At 68.6% G+C, this 21,007-nt stretch carries 29 protein-coding genes and 1 tRNA gene; 9 read left to right on the top strand and 21 right to left on the bottom strand.

The annotated features are described in order from the left end of the window. Positions 1-69: 69 nt before the first annotated feature. The 3 genes from AB0B72_RS09675 to AB0B72_RS09665 are packed head-to-tail and all read left to right on the top strand — an operon-like array spanning position 70 to position 2,305. Positions 70-723 carry a hypothetical protein gene (locus tag AB0B72_RS09675; protein ID WP_367738176.1) on the top strand — a complete coding sequence of 218 codons (654 nt, stop codon included), beginning with the start codon at positions 70-72 and terminating at the stop codon, positions 721-723. Beyond that, positions 723-1,400, top strand: a complete 678-nt coding sequence (locus AB0B72_RS09670; protein ID WP_367738175.1) for a DUF4352 domain-containing protein — start codon at positions 723-725, stop codon at positions 1,398-1,400. Before AB0B72_RS09675 ends, AB0B72_RS09670 begins: the two co-directional genes overlap by 1 nt. Next, the gene (locus AB0B72_RS09665) at positions 1,397-2,305 is read left to right on the top strand and encodes a hypothetical protein (RefSeq protein ID WP_367738174.1); all 909 of its coding nucleotides are present in this window, start codon (positions 1,397-1,399) and stop codon (positions 2,303-2,305) included. Before AB0B72_RS09670 ends, AB0B72_RS09665 begins: the two co-directional genes overlap by 4 nt. Here the strand turns inward: AB0B72_RS09665 and AB0B72_RS09660 are convergent. The 12 genes from AB0B72_RS09660 to AB0B72_RS09605 all read right to left on the bottom strand — a co-directional run bounded on the left by AB0B72_RS09660 (position 2,247) and on the right by AB0B72_RS09605 (position 8,995). Then, entirely contained in the window at positions 2,247-3,590 is a 1,344-nt protein-coding gene (locus AB0B72_RS09660; RefSeq protein WP_367738173.1) for a hypothetical protein, read from the bottom strand. The genes AB0B72_RS09665 and AB0B72_RS09660 overlap by 59 nt on opposite strands. A 63-nt stretch (positions 3,591-3,653) precedes the next feature. Beyond that, positions 3,654-4,079 carry a type II toxin-antitoxin system VapC family toxin gene (locus AB0B72_RS09655; RefSeq protein ID WP_367738172.1) on the bottom strand — a complete coding sequence of 142 codons (426 nt, stop codon included), beginning with the start codon at positions 4,077-4,079 and terminating at the stop codon, positions 3,654-3,656. Next, positions 4,069-4,296: an AbrB/MazE/SpoVT family DNA-binding domain-containing protein gene (locus tag AB0B72_RS09650; RefSeq protein ID WP_367738171.1), complete on the bottom strand. Its 228-nt coding sequence runs from the start codon at positions 4,294-4,296 to the stop codon at positions 4,069-4,071. The genes AB0B72_RS09655 and AB0B72_RS09650 overlap by 11 nt, the downstream gene beginning before the upstream one ends. A gap of 143 nt (positions 4,297-4,439) precedes the next feature. Beyond that, positions 4,440-4,739 carry a DUF1416 domain-containing protein gene (locus AB0B72_RS09645; RefSeq protein ID WP_367738170.1) on the bottom strand — a complete coding sequence of 100 codons (300 nt, stop codon included), beginning with the start codon at positions 4,737-4,739 and terminating at the stop codon, positions 4,440-4,442. Beyond that, on the bottom strand, positions 4,739-5,578 hold the full coding sequence (locus AB0B72_RS09640) for a sulfurtransferase (RefSeq protein ID WP_367738169.1): 840 nt from the start codon (positions 5,576-5,578) through the stop codon (positions 4,739-4,741). The genes AB0B72_RS09645 and AB0B72_RS09640 overlap by 1 nt, the downstream gene beginning before the upstream one ends. Continuing rightward, positions 5,575-5,985, bottom strand: a complete 411-nt coding sequence (locus AB0B72_RS09635) for a DUF4395 domain-containing protein (RefSeq protein ID WP_367738168.1) — start codon at positions 5,983-5,985, stop codon at positions 5,575-5,577. Before AB0B72_RS09635 ends, AB0B72_RS09640 begins: the two co-directional genes overlap by 4 nt. 55 nt (positions 5,986-6,040) lie before the next feature. Beyond that, positions 6,041-6,124 (bottom strand): putative leader peptide, encoded by an 84-nt coding sequence (locus AB0B72_RS09630; protein WP_352231756.1) that lies wholly within the window; start codon positions 6,122-6,124, stop codon positions 6,041-6,043. Positions 6,125-6,156: 32 nt separating this feature from the next. Further along, a complete protein-coding gene (locus AB0B72_RS09625; protein ID WP_367738167.1) occupies positions 6,157-6,621 on the bottom strand; it encodes a thioredoxin family protein in 465 nt (154 codons plus the stop codon). A gap of 63 nt (positions 6,622-6,684) precedes the next feature. Further along, complete coding sequence (locus tag AB0B72_RS09620; RefSeq protein WP_367738166.1) at positions 6,685-7,461, bottom strand: anti-sigma factor; 777 nt, start codon at positions 7,459-7,461, stop codon at positions 6,685-6,687. Next, the gene (locus AB0B72_RS09615) at positions 7,458-7,970 is read right to left on the bottom strand and encodes a sigma-70 family RNA polymerase sigma factor (protein WP_367738165.1); all 513 of its coding nucleotides are present in this window, start codon (positions 7,968-7,970) and stop codon (positions 7,458-7,460) included. Before AB0B72_RS09615 ends, AB0B72_RS09620 begins: the two co-directional genes overlap by 4 nt. Positions 7,971-8,019: 49 nt before the next feature. Continuing rightward, on the bottom strand, positions 8,020-8,703 hold the full coding sequence (locus AB0B72_RS09610) for a DUF2993 domain-containing protein (RefSeq protein WP_367738164.1): 684 nt from the start codon (positions 8,701-8,703) through the stop codon (positions 8,020-8,022). Positions 8,704-8,746: 43 nt separating this feature from the next. After that, complete coding sequence (locus tag AB0B72_RS09605; RefSeq protein ID WP_367738163.1) at positions 8,747-8,995, bottom strand: MoaD/ThiS family protein; 249 nt, start codon at positions 8,993-8,995, stop codon at positions 8,747-8,749. 254 nt (positions 8,996-9,249) lie between these two features. Between AB0B72_RS09605 and AB0B72_RS09600 the strand changes: the two genes are divergently transcribed. After that, positions 9,250-9,966: a winged-helix domain-containing protein gene (locus AB0B72_RS09600; RefSeq protein WP_367738162.1), complete on the top strand. Its 717-nt coding sequence runs from the start codon at positions 9,250-9,252 to the stop codon at positions 9,964-9,966. A 134-nt stretch (positions 9,967-10,100) separates the two neighbouring features. On the opposite strand, the gene AB0B72_RS09595 is transcribed toward AB0B72_RS09600, so the two are convergent. Beyond that, positions 10,101-11,822: a bifunctional UDP-sugar hydrolase/5'-nucleotidase gene (locus AB0B72_RS09595; RefSeq protein WP_367738161.1), complete on the bottom strand. Its 1,722-nt coding sequence runs from the start codon at positions 11,820-11,822 to the stop codon at positions 10,101-10,103. Between the two features lie 131 nt (positions 11,823-11,953). Between AB0B72_RS09595 and mshD the strand changes: the two genes are divergently transcribed. After that, complete coding sequence (mshD, locus tag AB0B72_RS09590; RefSeq protein WP_367738160.1) at positions 11,954-12,859, top strand: mycothiol synthase; 906 nt, start codon at positions 11,954-11,956, stop codon at positions 12,857-12,859. Positions 12,860-12,976: 117 nt separating this feature from the next. On the opposite strand, the gene AB0B72_RS09585 is transcribed toward mshD, so the two are convergent. From AB0B72_RS09585 to dcd, 3 genes are all read right to left on the bottom strand, one after another. Next, positions 12,977-13,975: an anion permease gene (locus tag AB0B72_RS09585; protein ID WP_367738159.1), complete on the bottom strand. Its 999-nt coding sequence runs from the start codon at positions 13,973-13,975 to the stop codon at positions 12,977-12,979. 15 nt (positions 13,976-13,990) lie between these two features. Next, entirely contained in the window at positions 13,991-14,608 is a 618-nt protein-coding gene (locus tag AB0B72_RS09580; RefSeq protein ID WP_367738158.1) for a DUF47 domain-containing protein, read from the bottom strand. Positions 14,609-14,770: 162 nt separating this feature from the next. Beyond that, positions 14,771-15,346 (bottom strand): dCTP deaminase, encoded by a 576-nt coding sequence (gene dcd / locus AB0B72_RS09575; protein WP_367738157.1) that lies wholly within the window; start codon positions 15,344-15,346, stop codon positions 14,771-14,773. Between the two features lie 141 nt (positions 15,347-15,487). On the opposite strand from dcd, the gene AB0B72_RS09570 reads away from it, so the two are divergent. Next, positions 15,488-15,561 (top strand) — tRNA-Gly (locus AB0B72_RS09570). Positions 15,562-15,641: 80 nt separating this feature from the next. Here the strand turns inward: AB0B72_RS09570 and AB0B72_RS09565 are convergent. Next, positions 15,642-15,920, bottom strand: coding sequence for a tyrosine-type recombinase/integrase (locus AB0B72_RS09565; RefSeq protein WP_367738156.1), 279 nt, complete (start codon positions 15,918-15,920; stop codon positions 15,642-15,644). Between AB0B72_RS09565 and AB0B72_RS09560 the strand changes: the two genes are divergently transcribed. Continuing rightward, complete coding sequence (locus tag AB0B72_RS09560) at positions 15,837-16,103, top strand: inositol monophosphatase (RefSeq protein WP_367738155.1); 267 nt, start codon at positions 15,837-15,839, stop codon at positions 16,101-16,103. The genes AB0B72_RS09565 and AB0B72_RS09560 overlap by 84 nt on opposite strands. Positions 16,104-16,222: 119 nt before the next feature. Here AB0B72_RS09560 and AB0B72_RS09555 read toward each other — a convergent pair whose 3' ends face one another. After that, positions 16,223-16,591: a hypothetical protein gene (locus tag AB0B72_RS09555; RefSeq protein WP_367738154.1), complete on the bottom strand. Its 369-nt coding sequence runs from the start codon at positions 16,589-16,591 to the stop codon at positions 16,223-16,225. Between the two features lie 502 nt (positions 16,592-17,093). Between AB0B72_RS09555 and AB0B72_RS09550 the strand changes: the two genes are divergently transcribed. Then, the gene (locus tag AB0B72_RS09550) at positions 17,094-17,690 is read left to right on the top strand and encodes a DUF6461 domain-containing protein (protein WP_367738153.1); all 597 of its coding nucleotides are present in this window, start codon (positions 17,094-17,096) and stop codon (positions 17,688-17,690) included. 292 nt (positions 17,691-17,982) lie between these two features. On the opposite strand, the gene AB0B72_RS09545 is transcribed toward AB0B72_RS09550, so the two are convergent. After that, positions 17,983-18,357, bottom strand: a complete 375-nt coding sequence (locus AB0B72_RS09545; RefSeq protein WP_367738152.1) for a hypothetical protein — start codon at positions 18,355-18,357, stop codon at positions 17,983-17,985. 76 nt (positions 18,358-18,433) lie between these two features. Between AB0B72_RS09545 and AB0B72_RS09540 the strand changes: the two genes are divergently transcribed. Beyond that, positions 18,434-19,018 carry a hypothetical protein gene (locus AB0B72_RS09540; RefSeq protein ID WP_367738151.1) on the top strand — a complete coding sequence of 195 codons (585 nt, stop codon included), beginning with the start codon at positions 18,434-18,436 and terminating at the stop codon, positions 19,016-19,018. A 707-nt stretch (positions 19,019-19,725) separates the two neighbouring features. On the opposite strand, the gene AB0B72_RS09535 is transcribed toward AB0B72_RS09540, so the two are convergent. Then, positions 19,726-20,214, bottom strand: coding sequence for a hypothetical protein (locus AB0B72_RS09535; protein WP_367738150.1), 489 nt, complete (start codon positions 20,212-20,214; stop codon positions 19,726-19,728). A gap of 234 nt (positions 20,215-20,448) precedes the next feature. Next, positions 20,449-20,730 carry a hypothetical protein gene (locus AB0B72_RS09530; RefSeq protein WP_367738149.1) on the bottom strand — a complete coding sequence of 94 codons (282 nt, stop codon included), beginning with the start codon at positions 20,728-20,730 and terminating at the stop codon, positions 20,449-20,451. Between the last annotated feature and the right edge of the window lie 277 nt (positions 20,731-21,007).

The raw sequence follows: 21,007 nt of genomic DNA, 5'->3' as shown, positions 1-21,007 counted from the left end.
GTATTTCACCACGGCGATGGGACGAATGCGGCGGATGGTGCACACGCGGTCGTACTACCATGCCTTGCCATGACGTCACCCCCCCGCGGCGCGCGCCGCCGACGCCCGGTCCTGGTCCCGGTCGCCTCCGCGCTCGCGGCGGCGGGCGTCGCCGTCACCGCCCTCTTCGGCGGCTTCGCGGAGGCCGCAGAAGAACCGCCGCCGAAGGCGGAGCCGGGCGAGGTGATCGATCAGGGCGAGTTCCGCACCCAGTTCATCAAGGCGATCGACACCACGGAGAAGGACGACTTCGGCGGGCCCAAGCGCTACCTGGAGCTGGTGCTGAAGGTCACCAACATGGGTGACGAGACCACCTCGGTCGGGATGCTGCCCAAGCCTGACGCCAAGGTCCCGTACCTGACCGGCTTCGCCCGCTCGCTCCTGCGGATCACGCCCGAGATCAAGACCAAGTACGGCCCGGAGGTGACGGTGCTGAGCTATGGGATCAAGAGCCAGCAACTCCATCCCGGGATCACCACCACGGTCGTGGTCAAGTTCGACCTGGAGCCGGCCGCCACCGCTCCGGAGAAGATCGACCTGGACGTGGGCTCGTTCGTCTGGGACAAGGTCGGAGCGCGGGACGAGACCTACTACTGGCAGCTCGTGGGCGAGGACAAGGGAGACACGTTCGTCCCCACCGTCGCCGCGCGGATCTCCCTCCCCGTACGGCAGGAGCGCGGGTGATGGCCGTGACGCACCCTCAGGCTTCCGTCACCACCCCCGCGACCCGGCAGCGGCCACCGGCCAGGCGGGGCGCCCTGCGCCGGATCGCGGCGGGAGTCGCCGGGCTCGGACTGGCGGCGGCGGCCGTCTACGCGCAGACCTTCGCCCCCTCGTTCGAGGAGCTTGGCGCATTCCTGACCTACAAGGGCGGCATCGGCCGGCCGGTGGAGACCGGCCGGTTCACGGTGAAGGTCACCTCGGTCGGCGCCGCCCGGGCGGTGGACACCACCGACTTCTCCAACAAGGTGAGCAAGGTGGGGACCAGCAACGTGTTCCTGCTCGTCAACATGGTCGCCACCACTCCCAGAGAGCCGATGCAGCTGGCCGCGCTCACTCCTCCGGTCCTGATGAGCGGGGACGGGCGCCGCTACAAGCCGACCGACAAGGTGGCCGAGAGCCTCACGATGTTCAACAAGTGGATCCAGCCGGGGCTCTGGTCGAGCGGCGTCCTCGTCTTCGAGGTGCCGAAGGATGCCGTGCGCGGTGCCCGTTTCGTATTCCGACCGCCTACCGGCGCCATCCCTGTGGACAGCTTCGCGCCGGAGGTGGAGATCGACTTGGGACTCTCAGGGGCGGCAGGCGACCGGCTCGTCTCCCAGGCCGAGGCCTTCCACTCACTGGTGCCCAAAACCTCATGAACGAGACGCCGATGGACGGCCCACCGCACCGCGACAGCCACGACGACGCCCGCGACTGGTTCGCGCCGCCGCCCGCCCAGCCCTCCGACATCACCCTCAGCGGGCCGCTGCCGGCGCCCGTGCACGCGCCGGCGCCCGGCCCCCTGCCCATCCCGGTGCCGGGTACGCTCCGCCCACCGCACGACATGCGGGTCTGGCCGCCGGCCCCGGAGACCGAGGATCGGTCGACGCAACCCTTCCCGGCCGTCCGCGAAAGCCGGCCCCTCCCCCCGCAACACCGGACGGCGCCGCCCGCACCCCCGGCTGCGGCTCCGGTAGCCGCTCAGGCACCGGCGAAGACGCCGCGCCGGCGAACCGCGCTGCTCGGCGCCGGGGCCGCGCTGTCCGTGGCGCTCGCCGTCGCGCTCCCGGGGTGGTTCGGCTACAGCGTCTATGAGTACGGGCAACCGAGAGACGTCGTCCACCTCGTGCCGCACGGTCAGGCCGGCGTGTGGCAGCACGTGTCGTGGCAGGTCACTCTGGACCGGATTCCCGATCCGACCGGCAAGCCCGCCGTCTCCGACCGTCAGTGGGTGAAGGTCGTGGCCACCCGGACGGCCCTCGACGGCGAGGGGGCGATCCGGCACGGCGCACCCGAAGTCCAGCTCACCGACCGGGCGGGACGCAAGTGGCGGACCGAGGAGCTCTCGAACGAGACCCCGCCCGAGGCGAAGGACAACAAGATCGGCACGCCGTTCCGGATGGAACTGGTGGGAGTGGTCCCGCCCTCCGTCGCCGACCAGGTCGAGGTCCTGCTCCGGCCGAACACCTATCGCGAGGTGCCCGAGCAGTCGGTGAGCGACATCTTCAAGGACGCGGTGAAGACGGAGGAGAAGCCGGACCAGGTGCTGAGGTTCCTGCGCTGAGCCGGAGCCGGTTCCGCGTGGCCGCCAGGTCGAAGGTCGCCGCGATCAGGCACATGGTCACCGTGGTGACGAGGAGATCCTTCACGAAGTCGACGGGCACATCGGTCACCAGCCAGAAGTACGGCTTGTCGCTCGCCATCAGGTAGCGGCCCGCCCTGCCGAGGTAGTCGCCGCCGATGCTCAGGCCGACGTAGCACAGCGCGAACAGCCCGAAGAGCGGCGCCCCGCCCCGACCGGTCAGCCGCAGCGAGTTCAGCAGCGGGATCCAGCGGCTCGTCCAGCCGTCGCTCAGCTTGGTGAGCGCCCGCCGCGTCAGGCTGTGCGTGCGCTCCAGATGCTCGGCGGCCAACTCCAGGCGGGTCCCGCGGATCGTGGTCCGGGTGTCGTCGGCGTACGCGCCGTACACGAGGATACCGACCGTCAGCCAGACGAGAGGGATCGCGAGTGCCTCGATCACGTGGGGCCAGGTCTCGCCCACCCACTCCCAGGCGGACTTCCAACCGGGGATGCCTTCGGCGGCCTTCGCCGTCAGGTCGTGCCACCCGGCCACCACCTTCCGCTGCCCCAGCCACTCGGAACGGGTCCCCACCGCGGCCCCCAGCGCGTTGATCCCGTAGAACACGAAGGCGAGCTCTCCGAACGTGGCGAGCATCCCGGAAAAGCGCCCGTTCCCGGCCTCATGGCGGCGGCCGAAGAAGGTTTTCACCACGTAGGCTACCGCCATCGTTACGACGGAGACCTTCACGTCGAGGCTGGTCAGCCCGGCCATCACGCCGCTGTCATCGCCGGTGAAGGCGTCGATCACGCCCCGGTCGGGCTGGCGCATCAGGTCGATGTTCGCGAAGTCCACCGCGTCCTGGGCAGCGAACCCCCAGGTCATGTAGAGACCGGCGAAGATCAGGGCCGTCCGGTTGAGGGCTCCCAGCAGGCTCTCCCGGCCGTCGTCGGTCTCCCGCCGCGCCTGGGTCTCCATGAGCGCGCCGCGTACGACGTACAGCATGCCCGCTGTCGTGGCCAGTGAGGTCATCACGACGAGCGTGAACAGGAACAGCACCACGATCAGCCGGGCCTGGTACCACGAACCGTGCGAGATGGTCGCCGCCACCAGGAGCAGGCCCCAGCGGATGACGCGTCCCAGGGAGAACCAGAGGATCAGCGGCAGCGCGCACCTCGCCGCTATGCGCAGCGCGTGCAGCGGCAGTGAGTACGGAGACAGCATCCAGGTGGCCCTGCCGGGGGCGGCGGCGGCCTGGCGGGGGGCGGCAAGCGCGGACGTTCCAGACACCTGCCGCATGGTATCGGTTATGGCCGCTTATCCGATGATGTGCCGACAACACCACCAGTGGTGTCAGGGCGTGAGGAGATCGACCGTCGGAAAGTAGCTGCGATAACGCGCCGCGTCTCTGGTGAGCAGGCGGTAATCCCGCACAGCCGCGTGCGCGCCGATGAAGAAGTCCGGGAGCGGGGACGTCTTCCCCCCTCCCCGTCTCCGGTAGGTGAGGAACGCCTTCCCGGCCAGGAATGCGGCTTCGAAGGGGATCTTCTCCCGCTCGAACTCCTCCGCGGGCAGAGCGTCGTCAAGGTCCTCGATTCTGGCGAAGCCGGTCGAGACCTCGGCGTAGACGATGGGATTGATGACCAGCCGTCCTCCGTCGAGCGCCTGGCCGAGAGCTCTCGCCGACCAGTCGGCCCGATCATCCGTCGCCACGTCCAGCAGAACGCATGAGTCGACGAGAGTGACCTGCTCGCCGACCAGGCGGAGCCTACTCGTCACGGAGCAAGCCCATGATCTCGTCTGTGGTCATGGATGTGGTCGCGCTTCCCCGCAGCCGCTGCACGGCTCGCTGCCCACGAGTGGCGCCCCCCTCCCGGCGCACGATCTGCAGGGTGGTGCCCACCTCCACCACATCCATCTCGTCACCTGGATGCAGGCCGTATTTCTCGCGGATCTCCGCTGGGATGGTGAGTTGTCCCTTGCCGTTCAGCCGCATGGGGCCTGCTCCTGTCACGTACTACAGCTACCAAGTAGTACTACGCTCCACCGCCGGAACGCCGGAGGGAGCCGTCCCGGCCACGGGAGGAGCATGCGAAAGGCCGGCGCGTTGACGAACGCGCCGGCCTTGGGTTCAGCGAATCAGACGGCCACGGCGAGCTGGGCGACCTCACCGAGCTTCGCCTCGACCGGGACGTCCTTCGTGACGCCGCCGCCCGCGATGATGCGGACGGTCCACTGACCGGGGGCGGCGAAGAAGCGGAAGACGCCCTCGTCGGAGACGACGACCTCCCCGGTGAACTCGCCGGAGTGGTCGAGCAGGCGGGCGTAGGCCGTGTCGGCGCCGGAGACCACGCCCTGGATCACGGCCTGGGTCGACAGGTCGATGCCTGCCGGCAGTGCAACGGTCTGCTCCGGGGCAGCGCATCCATCAGCAGTCATCAGCGGGCCTCTCCCAGCTCGATCGGCACGCCCACGAGCGAGCCGTACTCGGTCCATGAACCGTCGTAGTTCTTCACGTTCGCCTGGCCGAGCAGCTCGTGCAGCACGAACCAGGTGTGCGCCGACCGCTCGCCGATGCGGCAGTAGGCGATGGTGTCCTTGCCGAAGTCGACGCCGGCGCCGGCGTAGAGCTCCTTGAGCTCGTCGTCGGAGCGGAAGGTGCCGTCGTCGTTGGCCGCCTTGGACCACGGGATGTTGCGGGCGGTCGGCACGTGGCCGGCGCGCTGCGCCTGCTCCTGCGGCAGGTGGGCCGGGGCGAGCAGCTTGCCGGTGAACTCGTCGGGCGAGCGCACGTCGACCAGGTTCTGCTTGCCGATCGCGGCGACGACGTCGTCGCGGAAGGCGCGGATGGAGGTGTCGGGCTCCGTGGCCTGGTACTGCGTGGCCGCCCGGCTCGGCACGTCCTCGACCAGCTCGCGGGACTCGAGCTCCCACTTCTTGCGGCCGCCGTCGAGCAGCTTGACGTTGTCGTGGCCGTACAGCTTGAAGTACCAGTAGGCGTAGGCGGCGAACCAGTTGTTGTTGCCGCCGTAGAGAACGACGGTGTCGTCGTTGGCGATGCCGCGCGACGACAGGAGGGCCTCGAAGCCCGCCTTGTCGACGAAGTCGCGCCGGACCGGGTCCTGGAGGTCGTCCCTCCAGTCGATCTTCACGGCACCGCGGATGTGGCCCTTGTCGTAGGCCTTGGTGTCCTCGTCCACCTCGACGAGCACGATGCCGGGCGTGTCGAGGTTGGCCTCGACCCAGTCGGCGTCCACCAGGACGGCGGAGCGGCTCATTGCAATCTCCCAGGTTGTAGACGGCGGATGATCAGGTACATCTCGCAGCCGAGGCAGAAGCCGAACGCTGCGTTGAGAAAGGCGGCCAGCAGTGCCGCTGCTGTCGCACCCAAGGCCAACGGCGCGATCCCTGCCGCGAACCCGATCAGCCCCGCGATTGCGAACCCGAAGCCCACGACCTGCGCGAAACGCGGCGGAGCCGCGTCCTCCAGCTCAGCCGGCGGCCCCAGTCGAGGGCGCACCAGCCGCCGGAACAGCAGTCCGTACGGTGAGGCGTCGAAGGCCCCCAGCGCGAACACGAGCGTCTGGACGGCGAGCAGCCAGGGGCTGCGCGTCACCAGGACGGCCGCGAGGACCACAGTGGTTATGGCCGCACCGAAGCGGGGGCCGCGAGGGTCGATCTGCATCGTGGGATGCTCCTGAAGGATTCTCGGAGTGCGGCGGTCGCCGCAGGAATCACCCTCAGGCCATGCGACAGAGCGCTGTAGCGACGCGGCAGAAATCAACCGCGCGCCGCTTCGTGAGCAGCTCTGTCGTGGGAGTCATGACCACGACAGTACCTTCCGTCTCGCCATCTGTCACACCTTGTCCGGAGGGTGAGACGCACTGTGAGACGCCGCGTCCACGGCCAGGCCGAGGGCGGCGATGACGTCGGCCTTCCTCGGCTGGCCCGAGGCCCTTTTCACCACGGTCCCGGAGCCGTCGAGCACCAGCACGGTCGGAGTCCGCAGCACGTCGAACCGCCTGACCAGGTCGAGCCGGGCCTCGGCGTCGATCTCCACATGGCGTACGCCGGGCACCATGCCCGCGACCTCGCCGAGGATCCGGCGGGTCGCCCTGCAGGGCTGGCAGAACGCCGTGGAGAACTGGACGAGCGTGGCCCGCTCGCCCAGTGCAGCGCCCAGATCGCCCGCCGTCACGGCGCCGTCCCCGGCGGGGTGCCCCTGCTTCACTGCACGGACCCTCCCGTCACGGCGCCTCATGGCCAGCCCGATCAGCACGCCCGCGGCGAGCGTGGCGACGAGGACCACGATTCCTGTCATCACGGTCTGGAACCGCGCGGGCGCAGCGATTAATTCCCCCTCCAGGGAGCCAGATCGCGACAGTCAGAGCGGGAGGGTCACGAGCCGTCGCCCGTCCGGCGTGGTCAGCTCGAAGCGCCGGATCTCGCCGGCCTGCAGGGCCGTCGCGCCCTCGAAGGTCGCCGCCCCGCCCTGGTACCCCCCGGGCCCGGCCAGCCAGCTCCCGACGGCCGTGACGGTGCCGTCACGGCCCACGGCCTGAAGCGAGCACACCGTGCCCGAGGGGACTCCGGAGACCTCCGCCACGACCTTCGTCCCCCCCGCCTGCGGGGTCAGCCGCACGGCGAGGCGGACGCCGGCGTTCTCCCGGCTGACCTCGGTCGGCGGCGCCGCCTTGGCCGCGCTCGGGTCGGGAGAGTCGGCGGCGAGGAGAGGGCTGGCGGGGTTCTGATCGGCCTCGACCCTGGCGGCCGAGCTGCGCGCGGGCGCCGCTCCCGCCGCGACGCCGGTGTCCGCGGTCGAGGGCCCGCCCGTCTGGTGCGCGGCCGACAGCCAGGCGGTGCCGCCCAGGGCCGCCACGACGGCCGACGCCGCGAGGGCCAGCAGCACGCGGGACCGGCGGCTGCGCCGGGCCGACGCGGCGACGAGCCGGTCGAGCACGGCGCGGGGCGGCTGGGCCGCGCGATCGATGTCGTCGGCCGACACGAGCGCGAGCCGCGACGGCAGCCCGGACAGCTCCGCGAGCTCGGCCCGGCAGGCGGGGCAGTCGTCCAGGTGGGCCTCGACCTGCGCGGCCTCGTCGTCGTCGAGGGCCCCGAGGACGTAGACGCCGAGCGAGATCCGTACGTCCTCGCAGGTCATGGCGCGAGCCCCCGTTCCTCCAGGGCGAGCTTCAGCGCCCGGAGCGCGTAGTAGGTCCGCGACTTGACCGTCCCCGGCGGGATGCCGAGGATCTCCGACGCCTCCTTCACCGATCTCCCCCGGTAGTACGTCTCCAGAAGCACCTCGCGGTGCTCGATCCTGAGTGAGGCCAGGGCCTCGGCCACTCCCCACGACTCGAGGGCCTTGTCGAGCTGGTCGTCGGCGGGCAGGACCGCGAGGGCCTCGTCGCCCGTCTCCTGGGGCCGCGCCATGCGGGCCCGGTGCTGGTCCACGACGAGGTTGCGGGCGACGGTGAACAGCCAGGCCCGCACCGGGCGGCCCTCCAGCACGCCGGGGTGCCGCCATGCCCGCAGCAGCGTCTCCTGCACCACGTCCTCCGCCCGCCCGGGGTCCCCGGTCAGCCGCAGTACGTAGCCGTACAGCGGCCCACCGTGTTCCTCGAAAAGAGCCCTTATGAGCACCTCGTCGGCGGTTCCGGCTGGACTCACACCCTCATCACGTACGGCGGGGCGGACCGGTTCACCAGGCGGGGTGTGCTCACCTGAGCGGGACATCGGTGGCCGTGCCCTCGATCGCGAGGCCCTGCGGCGTCGTCTTCACCCCGGTGATTCTAAGGTTCAGCGGCAGGTCCTTCACCGGCACGGTGTAGGTGATGTAACGCTCCGGGTTGGGCACGGGGATGGCGCCGGCGAGCTTCACGTTCACCGGCGTCAGCTTGACCCCGCCCTGGACGACGTCGAGCCGCATGTCCGCCGTGACGGGCACCTGCCGGCCGAGGAAGGTCAGCTCACCGGACACGCGCAGGGTGCCCCCGCCGCCGCCTCCTTCGATCTTGATGCCGCGCGGCGCCTGGGCGGACAGAGTCTTGTGGGAGATCACGACGGTCCCGGTGATCCGCTCGGCCCGGATGTCGGCCCCGGACGGGTTCTGGATCAGCTGGGACAGGGGGGCGGTGACGCCGTACAGCGTGGCGTCGATGCTCGACAGCTGCACGCCCTGCCTGGTCAGCGGGCCGATGGCGACGGCGATCTCGTCGTACCGGCCCGAGATCGCCTGAGTGAGGAACGGGACGCCCTTGATCTGGACCGACGGCGGGTCCGTGAGGTCGTACTGCGCCTCGACCTGCTTGGCGATCTCACGCTGGACTCCGACGACGGCCACCCGGTCCACGACGACGAGCAGGATGCCGATCACGATCAGGAAGACGACCAACTTGCGCATCCGACTCCTCCGGGGAGCTCGTCCTGGTGATCAGCGTAGCGGCTCATCCCCCCGCGAAGGGGGGCAAAACCTCGACCACCGCTCCCTCGGGCAGCGCGATCGTGAGCGGGTCGCGGGTGCCGGCGGGCGCCCCGTTCACCAGGAAGGACGAGCGGCGCAGGACGCGCTCGACCCGCGGGTCGGCGGCGATCTGCGCGAGCAGGTCTCCCAGCGTCTCCGCGTCGAACGGCTCCTCGGCGACTCCGGCGGCCTCCTTGGCCGCCGCCCAGTACCGGACCGTACCGTTGGCCATGTGCCCGTCGGCTCCCTTCGGCACCCCGCTCGGTCACCCCCGCGACGGCTCTGCGTAACCGTCACGTTACGCGGATTTGCCACGTGACTCGTTGTTCACACGGGGGACTCACATTGGACCTAAACATCCTGTGGGCTACCCTACGAGTTATTGGACCTGGGCAACGTGGCCCCCGGGTCCTTACGTGTTTGTACGGCTGTCGCGGTTTCCGGTGCTGCAAACGGCGCACGCCGACGAGGTGCAAGGAGGCGCATGTGAGCAACCTGCTCCTGCTGACCAACGCCCTGGAGCCGTCCGCGGAGGTGCTGCCGGCACTCGGACTGCTCTTGCACTCGGTGCGGGTGGCGCCCGCGGAGGGCTCCGCGCTGATCGACGCACCGCCCGCCGACGCCATCCTGGTGGACGCCCGCCGCGAGCTCGTGCAGGCCAAGAGCCTGTGCCGGCTGCTGCGGACGACCGGGATCGCCTGCCCGCTGGTGGCGATCGTGACCGAGGGCGGTCTGGCGGCGATGACGGCCGAGTGGGGAGTCGACGACGTGGTCCTCGACACCGCCGGTCCCGCGGAGGTCGAGGCGCGGCTGCGCATGGCGGCCGGGCGGCTGTCGCTGGCCGCCGCCGAGGAGGTGCCGGACGAGATCCGCAGCGGTGACCTGTCCATCGACGAGGCGACCTACACGGCGCGCCTGCGCGGCCGGGCGCTCGACCTGACGTTCAAGGAGTTCGAGCTGCTGAAGTACCTGGCTCAGCACCCGGGACGGGTCTTCACCCGGGCCCAGCTGCTCCAGGAGGTCTGGGGGTACGACTACTTCGGGGGCACCCGCACGGTCGACGTCCACGTCCGGCGGCTGCGGGCCAAGCTGGGCGCCGAGTACGAGGCGCTCATCGGAACGGTCCGCAACGTCGGCTACCGGTTCGTCCCGGACCGCGGCGGGGAGCAGCAGGCGGAGGCGGCCGAGCCGGCCCGGCGCTAGCCGCACAACCCGGCGCCGGCCGCACCCGCGGCCGACGCCGCACGTTGAACGACGCCGCACGCCAAACGACGCCGGCACGCTGAACGGCGCCTGGCCCGTCCCCCGGATGGGGGGCGGGCCTGGCCGTCGTCTTCCTACTTGATGAACGTGATCCGGTTGGCGGCCGGCGGGGCCACCGGCGAGTGCGCGGTCATGTAGGCCACGAACGCGTCGATGTCGAGCGGGCCGCTCCACAGGCCGGTGCCCTGCGTGAACACGGTGAAGCCGTCGCCGCCGCCGACGAGGAAGTTGTTGGCGGCCACCCGGATCTGCTGGGTGTCGGTCACGGCCGTACCGTTGATCTTGATGCCGGAGACCCGCGAGCCGATCGGCTGGGTCAGGTCCGCCGTGTAGGTTAGCGAGGCCGACGGCAGCAGCACCTTGGTGGACGTGGCCGTCCACTGCTGCTCCAGCAGCGCGTCGAGCTGCGCGCCGGTGAGTGTGACGACCTGCATGAGGTTGTTGAACGGCTGGACCGTGAAGGCCTCGCCGTACGTCACGACGCCGTCGCCCTCGGAGCCGCTCTGGGCGTAGGTGAGGTCGGCGCGGACGCCGCCCGGGTTCATCAGCGCGATCTCCGCGTTGCCGCCGGTCTTGGTGGCCTCAAGCTGCGCGTCGGCGATGAGGTCGCCGAGCGGGGACTCGCCCGCGCCGGTGGCGTCCCTGCCGATGTTCGCGGTGATGTTGCCGATCGGCTTGTTCGCGACCGTCGCGACCCTGTCCTTCCAGGTCTGGACGTACGCGGCCGTTTCGGGGTCGGGGGTGACCGTGCGCGTCACCACGTGGTTGTCGGCGACCACGCTGGAACGGATGACGTCATGCGTCTTGCGGTCCACCTGGAAGTCGATCTGCGTGATGACGCGGCCGAACGACGAGCCCTGGGTGTAGTAGCGGTCCTGGCCGGCCGGGTCCTTGGTCTTGCAGATGTACGCCTGGTGGGAGTGGCCGCTGACGACCACGTCGATCTGCGGGTCGAGGCCGCTCGCGATGCGCGACCCGGCACCGGGGACGACCGGGCAGGCGTCGGGGCTCTGGTTGGGGGTGACGTTGTCGCCCTCGTGGACCAGCACGATCTGCGCCTTGACGCCCGCGCGGGCGAGGAGCCTGGAGACCTTGTTGGCCGCCCCGATCTCCTCGGTGAACTGCAGGCCCTTGATGCCGGCGGCGGTCACGATGTTCGGCGTGGTCTGGGTGACGAGGCCGATGAAGCCGACCTTCACCCCGTTGATCTTCGCCACGTAGAACGGCGGCAGGGCGTACTTGCCGCTGCCCTCCTTGAGGACGTTGGCGCCCAGGTAGTCGAAGCTCGACCCCTTCCACTTGCCGGCGGGTGAGCACCCGTCCACCGGGTGGCAGCCGCCGTTCATGATGCGGTTGAGCTCGGTGATGCCCTCGTCGAACTCGTGGTTGCCGACGGCCGAGGTCTTCAGCCCGAGCCGGTCGAGCAGGGCGACGGTCGGCTCGTCGTGGTAGGCGGCCGAGATGAGCGGCGAGGCCCCGATGAGGTCTCCGGCGGCCACCATGAGGGTGTCGTCGTTGCGGAGCTGCTTGAGGTGGGTGGCGAGGTACGCGGCGCCGCCGGCGTCGACGGACTGACCGGTCTCGTCCACGATTTTGCCGCCCGAGCCGGTCGGCGGCTCCAGGTTGCCGTGCAGGTCGTTGATCGTGAGCAGCCGGACCGCTGCGGTCTTCGGGGCCTTGGGGGGTTTCGGCGTCTTGGAAGAGGGGGCGGCGTTGGCCGGGCCCATGGTGAGGGCGGCGACGCCCACCGCTGCGACTCCGGCGACAGCCAGGCGCGTGAGGGATGCTGGGGTCATGGTCTTCGACAGTAAAGCCGCGACTTAAGCATCCAATGGCGCAAAGGTAACGATTCAGGGGGGCTACGGATGGCGGGTATTGCCGAAGCCGGTGATGCCCTCCCCTCCTCCGTTCACCTAGTGTGCGGAACATGAACACGCGCGTGGAGATCCAGGGAAGACTCGGCGACGAGCAGGTGACGGCCGTGCTGGCCCTCGTGGAGGCGGCCACCGAGTCCGACGGGGTGCGCCCCCTCAACGAGCATGTGATGCTCCACCTGCGCTACGGCGGCGACCCCGGGGCGAGGGCCGTGCTGCTGTACGAGGGCGCCGACCTGGCCGGGTTCGCCCACCTCGACCCGACCGACCCGGTCGAGGGACCGAGCGGCGAGCTGGTGATCCATCCGGCGTTCCGGCGGCGCGGCCTCGGCCGGCTGCTGTCGCGGGCGGTGCTGGACGAGAGCGGCGGCCACCTGCGCCTGTGGGCGCACGGCGACCTTCCCGGCGCCGCGCGGCTCGCCGGCGACCTCGGCCTCGCCCGGGTCAGGTCACTGTGGCAGATGCGCCGCTCGCTGTTCGCGCCGCTGCCCGCGGCGCCCCTCCCCGAAGGCGTACGGCTGCGCGCCTTCGAGCCGGGACGCGACGAGGAGGCGTGGCTCGCGGTCAACGGCCTGGCCTTCGCCACCCACCCGGAGCAGGGGGCCTGGACGGTCGACGACCTGAAGCGGCGCGAGCAGGAGCCGTGGTTCGACCCCGCCGGCTTCTTCCTCGCCGTACGTGGGGACACCCTGGCCGGGTTCCACTGGACGAAGGTCCACGGCGGGGACCGGGAGCACGGCCACGAGCCGATCGGCGAGGTCTACGTGGTCGGGGTGGCGCCCGGTGAGCGCGGCTCAGGCCTGGGCCGCGCGCTGACCATCGCCGGGCTGGCACACCTGCGCTCCCTCGGCCTCGCCCAGGTCATGCTGTACGTGGACGAGGAGAACACGGGCGCGATCCGGCTGTACGAGGCACTCGGGTTCACCCGGTGGGACACCGACGTGATGTACCGCAAGTAGCGGCCCGCCACGTGCACCGCCGGTCATGCGACCGTACGGGCGGACCTCCCGCGGCGGCCCTGCGGGCGGCTCCGGTCCCGCGGCAAGGCCTGGCGAGGGCCGCAGCCGACCGACGGGCTATCCGAGGATCAGGTTGAGCAGGAAGTAGGCGATGGCGGCGACGACGGCCGCGGCCGGGATCGTCAGGACCCACGCCGTGACGATGTTCCCGGCGATGCCCCACCGGACGGCGGACAGGCGCCGGGTCGCGCCCACACCCATGATCGCGCTGGTGATCGTGTGCGTCGTGGAGATCGGGGCCCCGAAGCCGATGGCCGCCGTGTAGAGCACCGAGGCGGCCGCCGCCTCGGCCGCGAAGCCGTGGGGCGGGTCGAGGTGGATGATGCGTCGGCCGAGGGTCCGCATGATCCGCCATCCGCCGGCGTACGTGCCGAGCGAGATCGCCAGCGCCGAGGACGTGATGACCCATTCGGGGATGCCGCCGGTCGGGGACGCGTATCCGCCGACGACCAGCGCGAGGAAGATGACGCCCATCGTCTTCTGAGCGTCCTGCAGGCCGTGGCCGAGGGCCATGGCGGCGGCGGACACCGTCTGGGCGTATCGGAACCCTCTGCTCGCCTTGTGCGGGTTGGCCCCGCGGAAGATCCATAGAATGGCGATCATGATGATCCCGCCCAGCGCGAAGCCGACCAGCGGGGACAGGACCATCGGGATGACGACCTTCTCCACCACGCCGCTCCAGTGGACCGAGGCGGTCGCGGCGAGGGCCGAGCCCACCAGCCCGCCGATCAGCGCGTGGCTGGACGACGACGGCAGCCCGAAGTACCAGGTGATGAGGTTCCAGACGATGGCGCCGACGAGCGCGGCGCCCACGATGATCAGACCGTGCCTGCCGTCCGGGGCGTCGATGATCCCCTTGCCGACCGTCGAGGCCACGGACGTGCCGAGATGCGCGCCGATGAAGTTCATGACGGCCGCCATGAGCAGCGCGACCCGCGGCGTCAGCGCCCGGGTCGACACGGACGTCGCGATCGCGTTGGCCGCGTCGTGGAAGCCGTTGGTGTAGTCGAACAGCAGCGCGATGGCGATCACGCCGATGACGAGGGCGAGCTCCACTTAGTCTTCCCGACCCTAGCTTTCCTTCACGGCGATCGTCTCGACCGTGTTCGCCACGTGCTCGAAGGCGTCGGCTGCGAGCTCGAGCTGCTCGATCACCTCGCGCATCTTCATGACGGTGAGCGTGTCGTACTCCCCGCTGAACAGCTTGGCGAGGAGATGGCGGTAGATCTGGTCGGCCTGGTTCTCCAGCCGGTTGATCTCGATCCAGTACTCGTTGAGGTGCTGCATGGAGCGCAGCCGCGGCATGGCGTCCGCGGTCAGCTCGGCGGCCCTCTCGAGCACCTCCACCTGTCGTACGACCTCCTTGGGGAGGTGGTCGATCTGGTAGAGGACGATCAGGTCGGCGGCCGCCTCCATGAAGTCCATCACGTCGTCGAGATTCGAGGCGAGGCGGTAGATGTCCTCACGATCGAAAGGCGTGATAAAGCTCTCATTGAGCCTGTTCATGATCGCGTGAGTGCGTTCGTCACCCGCGTGCTCGCAGGCGCGCATCTTCTCGGCCAGAGCATCCCGGTCCGAACCGTCGCTGATGATCTCCACCAGCAGACGCGATGCGGTGACGAGGTTGTTCGCCGAGTCGGCGAACAAGTCGTAGTAACTGTCCTCACGGGGTGTGAGACGCAGGCGCACGTCATTTCTCCAGATGTGCGGGGACGGTCCGCAGAGAAGAGTACGGGTTACCAGTGGAAATGCGAAGTTCAGCCCTCACAGGGCCGCTTGTAACCCACTCTTCCCCTTCTCGTTGCCCGGATGGTGTGTCGTAACACACTCGTTGCCGTACCGCTGATGGATTCACACCCGTGTGCGGTGGAAGTTGAGGAAGGACCGGCTCGGTGTGGGCCCCCGCTGCCCCTGGTAGCGGGAGCCGTACTTCTGCGAGCCGTACGGGAACTCGGCGGGCGAGCTCAGCCGGAACATGCACAGCTGACCGATCTTCATGCCGGGCCACAGCTTGATCGGCAGTGTGGCGACGTTCGACAGCTCCAGTGTGACGTGCCCCTCGAAGCCGGGGTCGATGAATCCCGCCGTGGAGTGCGTGAGGAGGCCGAGGCGGCCGAGGCTGGACTTCCCCTCCAGCCGGGAGGCGATGTCGTCCGGAAGGCTGATCACCTCGTACGAGCTGGCGAGCACGAACTCGCCGGGGTGCAGGATGAAGGGCTCGTCGCCGTCCGGTTCGACCTGACGGGTCAGGTCGGGCTGCTCCATCGCCGGGTCGATGTGCGGGTACCGGTGGTTCTCGAAGACCCGGAAGTACCGGTCCAGGCGCACGTCGACGCTCGACGGCTGGATCATCGCCGGCTCGTAGGGGTCGAGCTTGACCCTGCCGGACTCGATCTCTGCGCGGATGTCACGATCGGAAAGCAGCACGGGTGCAAGGCTAACGGCCCGCTGACCGGGGCCGTCGTCCTGGTCGGGACGATCCCACGGACGAGTTGTGCTCAGGGACTGCAGGACCACGCGCGGTTTCCGCTACAGTAGGGGACGCGGCGGCCTTCACCGGCCGGACACGCGGGTGTAGTTCAATGGCAGAACATCAGCTTCCCAAGCTGACAGCGCGGGTTCGATTCCCGTCACCCGCTCCACGAGCGAAGGCCCAGGTCAGGAACAGTTTCCCGACCGGGGCCTTGATTGTTTTAGGGGTCATTTCGATCTCCCGTGCCCGTTACATGCCCGATCCGTCTGGATCTTGCTTGTTCAGCGCCTCCTCGGCGAGCTTCCCGAGCGCGTCAGCGATGGCCCGGTCACGCTCCATCGCGGTGTGCTGATAGATCAGTGCGGCCCGCGTCGTGGAGTGGCCCATGCGGTTCATCAGCTCCCGCAGCGTCGCGCCGGACTGCGAGGCGAAGGTGTTCCCGGTGTGGCGAAGGTCGTGAAAGTGGAAGCCCGTCAGCTTGGCGTCCTTGAGTGCCTTGCTCCATGTGCGGGTGAAGTTCGCCCTCACAAGCCATGGGACACCGCCGCAGGCGTCCTCATCGCCCGCGAAGCCGGAGCCATCGTCACCGACATCGACGGCAGCCCACACACCACCAACGCCCGCGCCACCATCGCGGCAGCCCCGAAGATTCTCGCCGACCTCGTCGAACTGGTCGCCGGAGCGGAAAAGGACGCGGAACGTAGGGCGTAGCCTGCCGAATCATGCAGCGCCGCTGCGTTTAGCGGCATGGGCTGGGTGCAAGCTCCGGGCGGGCACGACCGCGCCCGCGGCTTCCATGGTTGTTCGTAGGTACAGTCCCGTTGCTCTGTTTAGCTCCCGGACGCTACCGGTTGGCCCGTGGCGGCGTCGGGGTCGGTCTGCACGATGCGGTTGATCGCGGCGTGGGAGCGGCGGGCGTGCAGATCGGCTTTCTGCAGGAGATCAACCATCCGTCTCATGCGCTGCCGAACCTCGGCCAAACGCGCCTCCGGATCGGGGTCGCCGGTCGCATCGCGCAGAACATACCGCTTCCCCAGGGTCGCGTTCTCGGTTTCCACACGGATGGCCAGGGCGGCGGCGGCAAGGATCACCTCGCTCAGCACGCCACCGATCTCGTGCAGTTCGGCCAACTCCAGGGGGCGCAGCTCGGCTGCTGCCTGGACGAGCTCACCGAAGCGGGTCAGGGCTGGGTTGTCCATCGGCAGGCCTTTCGGAGAGAGCGATCGGACAGTGCCAAGATGCCCCAGCATCGAGCAGATGCCGGTCTTGACATCCAGCCTTCCTCCTTAGACACAGCGGCGTTGCCGAATTGTTCACATAGAGATCAAGCGGCGGCGCGGCGCGCCACCGTACCCCCGGCCCTCCGCCCGCCCGCCGGCCGGGCGTGCGGCCTGGGGGCCGGTCCCGGACGGCGGCGGGACACCGGGCCGGGCACTGCGCGCTGGCCCCGCCGTACTTACCGAACGCTCCGGCCGGGGTTGCCGCGCCGCTGCACAGATGCAGCCCTACGATCGCCACTGCATAGCTGGGTGCCGTACGTGCTTGGGGGCCCGATCGACGATCCAGGGTTCGTTCCTCACCCTGGCTCACCGGCCACCGTGGCTAGCGAGATTGTCGGACGCCACAGACATGCAAGACCATCTAAATGATGAAGTTCAGAGACATGGAATTGATCCGAGCTGCCGAGCGAAGGAGATGGCTATGAGTGGTGTGACGGCAGATGACTATCGCTGGTTGGAGGAGTTCAGGCACCGCTTCGACTCCGGCTTCTGCTTCACCTTCGTGAAGGCACTCGACCCCCAGGAAGTGCTGCGCCGCCTGCACGCGGTGGACGACCCCGACTACATCGGCCCGGGCGGCATCGATGTCGGGCCTGCACCGGGAGGAACCATCATGGTCGAGTGGGGAGGCTACGCCGGCATCATGCGAGACGTGGTTGGCGACTTGTCGGCCGACGCGGTCATCGCCAGCGTCGAGCGCAACGTCAACTGGAATGCCACGTTCCTCTACGTCGTCCACGGCCAGGTGCGCACCAGGTTCGATCCCAAGTACCGGGGTTACACTTCCACCCGCCACCCGGACGACCAACTTCTCGACGGCGAATACCTCGATATGATCCCCGGCTACCAAGATCCCGGCGACGGGTTCATCGATCGTCATCTCGAAGCCGCACTCGCCTTTGCCGAACACCGTACCGGCGTTCGCCTTGAACGTCGGCACCTGCAGTCGATGCCCTTGTACGCGTCCATCGCGCACTACTACTCGCCTGAGCATGGCGGCGCACCGGAACTTGCCTGACGTCCACCCCCGCAGTCCGCTCGTTCATCCCCGCAGAGCCGCCCTCCGTCGTGCCATCAGCGTGCCATTAAGGAGGGTAACGAGGGGGCAACCACGGTCACCCATGACCGGCGCGAACCGCAGGTCAGCGGCCCTACGAGCCGCAATCTATACACTTCCCAAGCTGACAGCGCGGGTTCGATTCCCGTCACCCCGCTCTCAGAGCGAAGGCCCAGGTCAGGACATCAATCCAGACCCGGGTTTTGATCATTTCTACGGGCTTTCCTCACTCGCGTGCCAGATTCGTGCCAGATCAGTTGATCTTGGCTTCCGTCGCCGCCTGGTCCTCATCGTCGTCCTCGGCGGAAGCGAGCCCCTGCTTGACGATCTCTCCCATGGCATCGGCTATCGCGCGGTCCCTGTCCTTGGCCGCGTGCAGATAGACCATCGCCGCCTTCGTGCTGAAGCGACCCATGCGGGTCATCAGCTCCTTGCGGATCGCCCCCGTGACCGCCGCCAGTGTGTTGCCCGTGTGCCGGAGGTCACGAATAGGGATCTCCGGGAGTCCGGACTTGGCGAACCGCTGAAGGTGCCAGACGAGGTCATCGACGATGATCTCAGTCAGCGTGACCACACGAGCGCCAGCATCCGACTTGGGCCGCCCGGTGATCAACTCCCCCGTCTTCATAGTGAACAGGACCGACGCGAGCGCTCCCGAGCATGGGAGGGGCAACGTGCCTCTTCACCTCTGCGATCATGTCCGCATGGTCGAGCGGGGATCGCGTTCCAAGCAAACGATGACGTTCATGCTTCCCGCGGATGTCACAGCCTTCAGCGAGGCGGTGGCGCCCTCGATCGCGGGATTCGCGCAGTGGGAGACTCACGAGCGGGACACTGGCGTCGTTATACACGAATCGCTTCAGGCCGCTATGAAGCACCATAGTGTGCAGGCGTTCCTCCGCCTTCTCGGGCGAGACGGCGGCACAGTCGGACCCATCATCCAGTACCTGCATACCTCCGTGTGGACCACGGACAACGACGTACTTACCTTCACCGGAGGCCGGTATCGCCCGGCGGAGGGTCGACCCGAGGAGATGATGCCAGGTCGCCTGGCATTCAAGTGGTTCCCGGACGACGAGCCGGAGTGCGTGCGGCGTGACTTCGCCGTCCTCGGCGGCCTGGCGTGGAAGGCGTTGCAGGCGGTGACGTCGCCCCACCTTGACACCATCACCGGCAAGCCTGCCCGTAGATATCGGATAGGGCCCGCCGCGAAGGCATGGGCGCTGGGCAAACCAGAACGGCTGGTGCGCGATTACGCGCTGCCTCTCAAGGTCAAGGATACTCGCTGATCCGTGCGGCGCTGGCGGGGATGCCACTCAAGAGAAACGCACTGTCATCGGCAGAAGAGGAAGTGTCGCCCGCCTCGCCGTGATCATGTAAAGCATCTGGTGGGGCACTCGCAAAGCCCCGACTTCTGTGAGAACTTTCTGTACGTCATCAAGGCGGCCCTAACCGGGCCGCACGCGCCGCCGTCACGGCGCACGCCGCCGCCTCCCGCTGGTGCTCCCGGCGGACAGCGCGCAAGCAACGCCGGACGGCTGGCGCGGATGAGTGGAAGGGCCGCCAGGCGACAGTACAAGTCCGCTCACAGGATGTCGGGCTGAGCTGGAAGTGCCCGCCAGGTGCCGGCCGCGCGTGGTGATGCCTCCGGCGGGGGCTCCGGCTCCGGGGTGGTGTTCGAACATGCATGCGGGTTGTGGGGTGGCTGGGGTGGGGTGTCCACCCCGCCCGCCATCGACCCAGGCAAGCCCAGCAGCCCGCCTCCGCCGCCGCAAGCCCGGCTGTGACCGTTGGCGTCCAATCACCGTGGAAGGTGCACAGGCGAAGGGACACGTCAAGCCGGGCTTGCAGCTCTGTCGCCGGCCCGCTGCCGCTTCGCGGTCGGGTCGACGGCGGACGGGGTGGACAGGTGGAGGTGCGGCGAGTACGCCCGCGAACTGGGCCGCCGAAGCTCACCCGAACAGGGCTAACCCAGCTGACCGGCAGGGAGCGTGACCTACGAACCCGAACGCAGGCCCAGGGCACTGTGTTGCACGGCCCCAGCGGGAACATGGGCGTTCCCCGACCTCTTGCGGGTCAGCTCCACGAGACTCTCGCGGAGGTCTTTCGCTGGCTCTCCAAGAACGATCGCGCTGAGCACCAGCTCAAGCATCAGACAGTCGTACTCGTCGTCGTTGCTGCGATATCGCTCCGGGTCGCGTTCCACCACAGCCTCGGCGATCTGCCAGCCACCTCCATCAGCCGGGGCGAAGGTTGCCGCGAAGACCCCGTTGCCCGTCCAGCTTCGATGCAGGAAGACAACACCGCCCTCAGCGAAGACGTCCCACTTCTCATCCATGCCTCGGGAGCAGTAACCGAGCTGGATGCGCCCCCAGTCCCCCTCCGACCAGATCCGGCGCGGCAAGAACGGCATCACACGAGGGACGGAGATCGGCTGGATACGGTCGGAGAACGAAGACCGGGTCACGCGTTCGTCAGCTGGCATGCCCCGATCCTAAGGAGGGTGATATTCGAAGCGGCAGCCTCATCGATGCTGCGATATCTACCAGGACCTGCGCCGTGCCCGTTGCGGGCCCGTACGGTCGGCAAGCAGCGGGGACTCACGGTCACTCGACCGGCATACGCGCAGGTCAGCGTTTTCCCAGCTCAGGCCGCATGGTGTTGAAAGACTTCCCAAGCTGACAGCGCGGGTTCGATTCCCGTCACCCGCTCCACACATCTAATTGGGTATCAGGCGAGCCAGGTCTTCTTTCGAGAAAGCAGCGATGGCCGCCTCCATGTGATCACGGGTGACAATCTCGATCACCACGAGGTTGGACTCCCGGAAGAACAAGCCGCCGGCGAGCTCATCGGAGATCGCTTGGCTGAGCCGTACCGGGTCGTAGAACACCGGTCGGATGCTTGTCCCGTTCCACTCCACCGTGACGCCGTCGAACCAGCCTTTGGATTCGACCTCCCAGGCGTAGTCATCGAAGTCATCGGGCCACCGTACGGTCAACATGGCAGGAGCGTACTGGCTGCACACCGCGTGATCACCGTGCAATTAGCGTGCAATTAGATAGGGTGACGAGGGGTCAGCCACGGTCACTCATGACCGACCGAACGCCCAGCTCGGCCGCCTCATCTGCCGTACTCGATGCACTTCCCAAGCTGACAGCGCGGGTTCGATTCCCGTCACCCGCTCCACGAGCGAAGGCCCAGGTCAGGATGAGAATCCGAACCCGGGCCTTGATCTTTATTGGGCTTGTCTCAAGCTGAGCTTGCACCTCCGTCACCCA

This window comes from Microbispora sp. NPDC049125 (genome assembly GCF_040802045.1).
GTDB lineage: Bacteria > Actinomycetota > Actinomycetes > Streptosporangiales > Streptosporangiaceae > Microbispora.
This window is presented reverse-complemented; position numbering and strand designations above follow the sequence as displayed.

Coding starts and splice junctions, on each gene's coding strand:
- AB0B72_RS09610 (WP_367738164.1), bottom strand. CDS start 8,703: ATGCGCAAGTTGGTCGTCTTCCTGATCGTGATCGGCATCCTGCTCGTC.
- AB0B72_RS09540 (WP_367738151.1), top strand. CDS start 18,434: ATGGTCGAGCGGGGATCGCGTTCCAAGCAAACGATGACGTTCATGCTT.
- AB0B72_RS09530 (WP_367738149.1), bottom strand. CDS start 20,730: ATGTTGACCGTACGGTGGCCCGATGACTTCGATGACTACGCCTGGGAG.
- AB0B72_RS09605 (WP_367738163.1), bottom strand. CDS start 8,995: ATGGCCAACGGTACGGTCCGGTACTGGGCGGCGGCCAAGGAGGCCGCC.
- AB0B72_RS09545 (WP_367738152.1), bottom strand. CDS start 18,357: ATGAAGACGGGGGAGTTGATCACCGGGCGGCCCAAGTCGGATGCTGGC.
- AB0B72_RS09550 (WP_367738153.1), top strand. CDS start 17,094: ATGAGTGGTGTGACGGCAGATGACTATCGCTGGTTGGAGGAGTTCAGG.
- AB0B72_RS09635 (WP_367738168.1), bottom strand. CDS start 5,985: ATGCAGATCGACCCTCGCGGCCCCCGCTTCGGTGCGGCCATAACCACT.
- AB0B72_RS09620 (WP_367738166.1), bottom strand. CDS start 7,461: ATGACCTGCGAGGACGTACGGATCTCGCTCGGCGTCTACGTCCTCGGG.
- AB0B72_RS09535 (WP_367738150.1), bottom strand. CDS start 20,214: ATGCCAGCTGACGAACGCGTGACCCGGTCTTCGTTCTCCGACCGTATC.
- AB0B72_RS09675 (WP_367738176.1), top strand. CDS start 70: ATGACGTCACCCCCCCGCGGCGCGCGCCGCCGACGCCCGGTCCTGGTC.
- AB0B72_RS09640 (WP_367738169.1), bottom strand. CDS start 5,578: ATGAGCCGCTCCGCCGTCCTGGTGGACGCCGACTGGGTCGAGGCCAAC.
- AB0B72_RS09650 (WP_367738171.1), bottom strand. CDS start 4,296: ATGCGGCTGAACGGCAAGGGACAACTCACCATCCCAGCGGAGATCCGC.
- AB0B72_RS09555 (WP_367738154.1), bottom strand. CDS start 16,591: ATGGACAACCCAGCCCTGACCCGCTTCGGTGAGCTCGTCCAGGCAGCA.
- AB0B72_RS09670 (WP_367738175.1), top strand. CDS start 723: ATGGCCGTGACGCACCCTCAGGCTTCCGTCACCACCCCCGCGACCCGG.
- AB0B72_RS09630 (WP_352231756.1), bottom strand. CDS start 6,124: ATGACTCCCACGACAGAGCTGCTCACGAAGCGGCGCGCGGTTGATTTC.
- AB0B72_RS09645 (WP_367738170.1), bottom strand. CDS start 4,739: ATGACTGCTGATGGATGCGCTGCCCCGGAGCAGACCGTTGCACTGCCG.
- AB0B72_RS09595 (WP_367738161.1), bottom strand. CDS start 11,822: ATGACCCCAGCATCCCTCACGCGCCTGGCTGTCGCCGGAGTCGCAGCG.
- AB0B72_RS09665 (WP_367738174.1), top strand. CDS start 1,397: ATGAACGAGACGCCGATGGACGGCCCACCGCACCGCGACAGCCACGAC.
- AB0B72_RS09625 (WP_367738167.1), bottom strand. CDS start 6,621: ATGACAGGAATCGTGGTCCTCGTCGCCACGCTCGCCGCGGGCGTGCTG.
- mshD (WP_367738160.1), top strand. CDS start 11,954: ATGAACACGCGCGTGGAGATCCAGGGAAGACTCGGCGACGAGCAGGTG.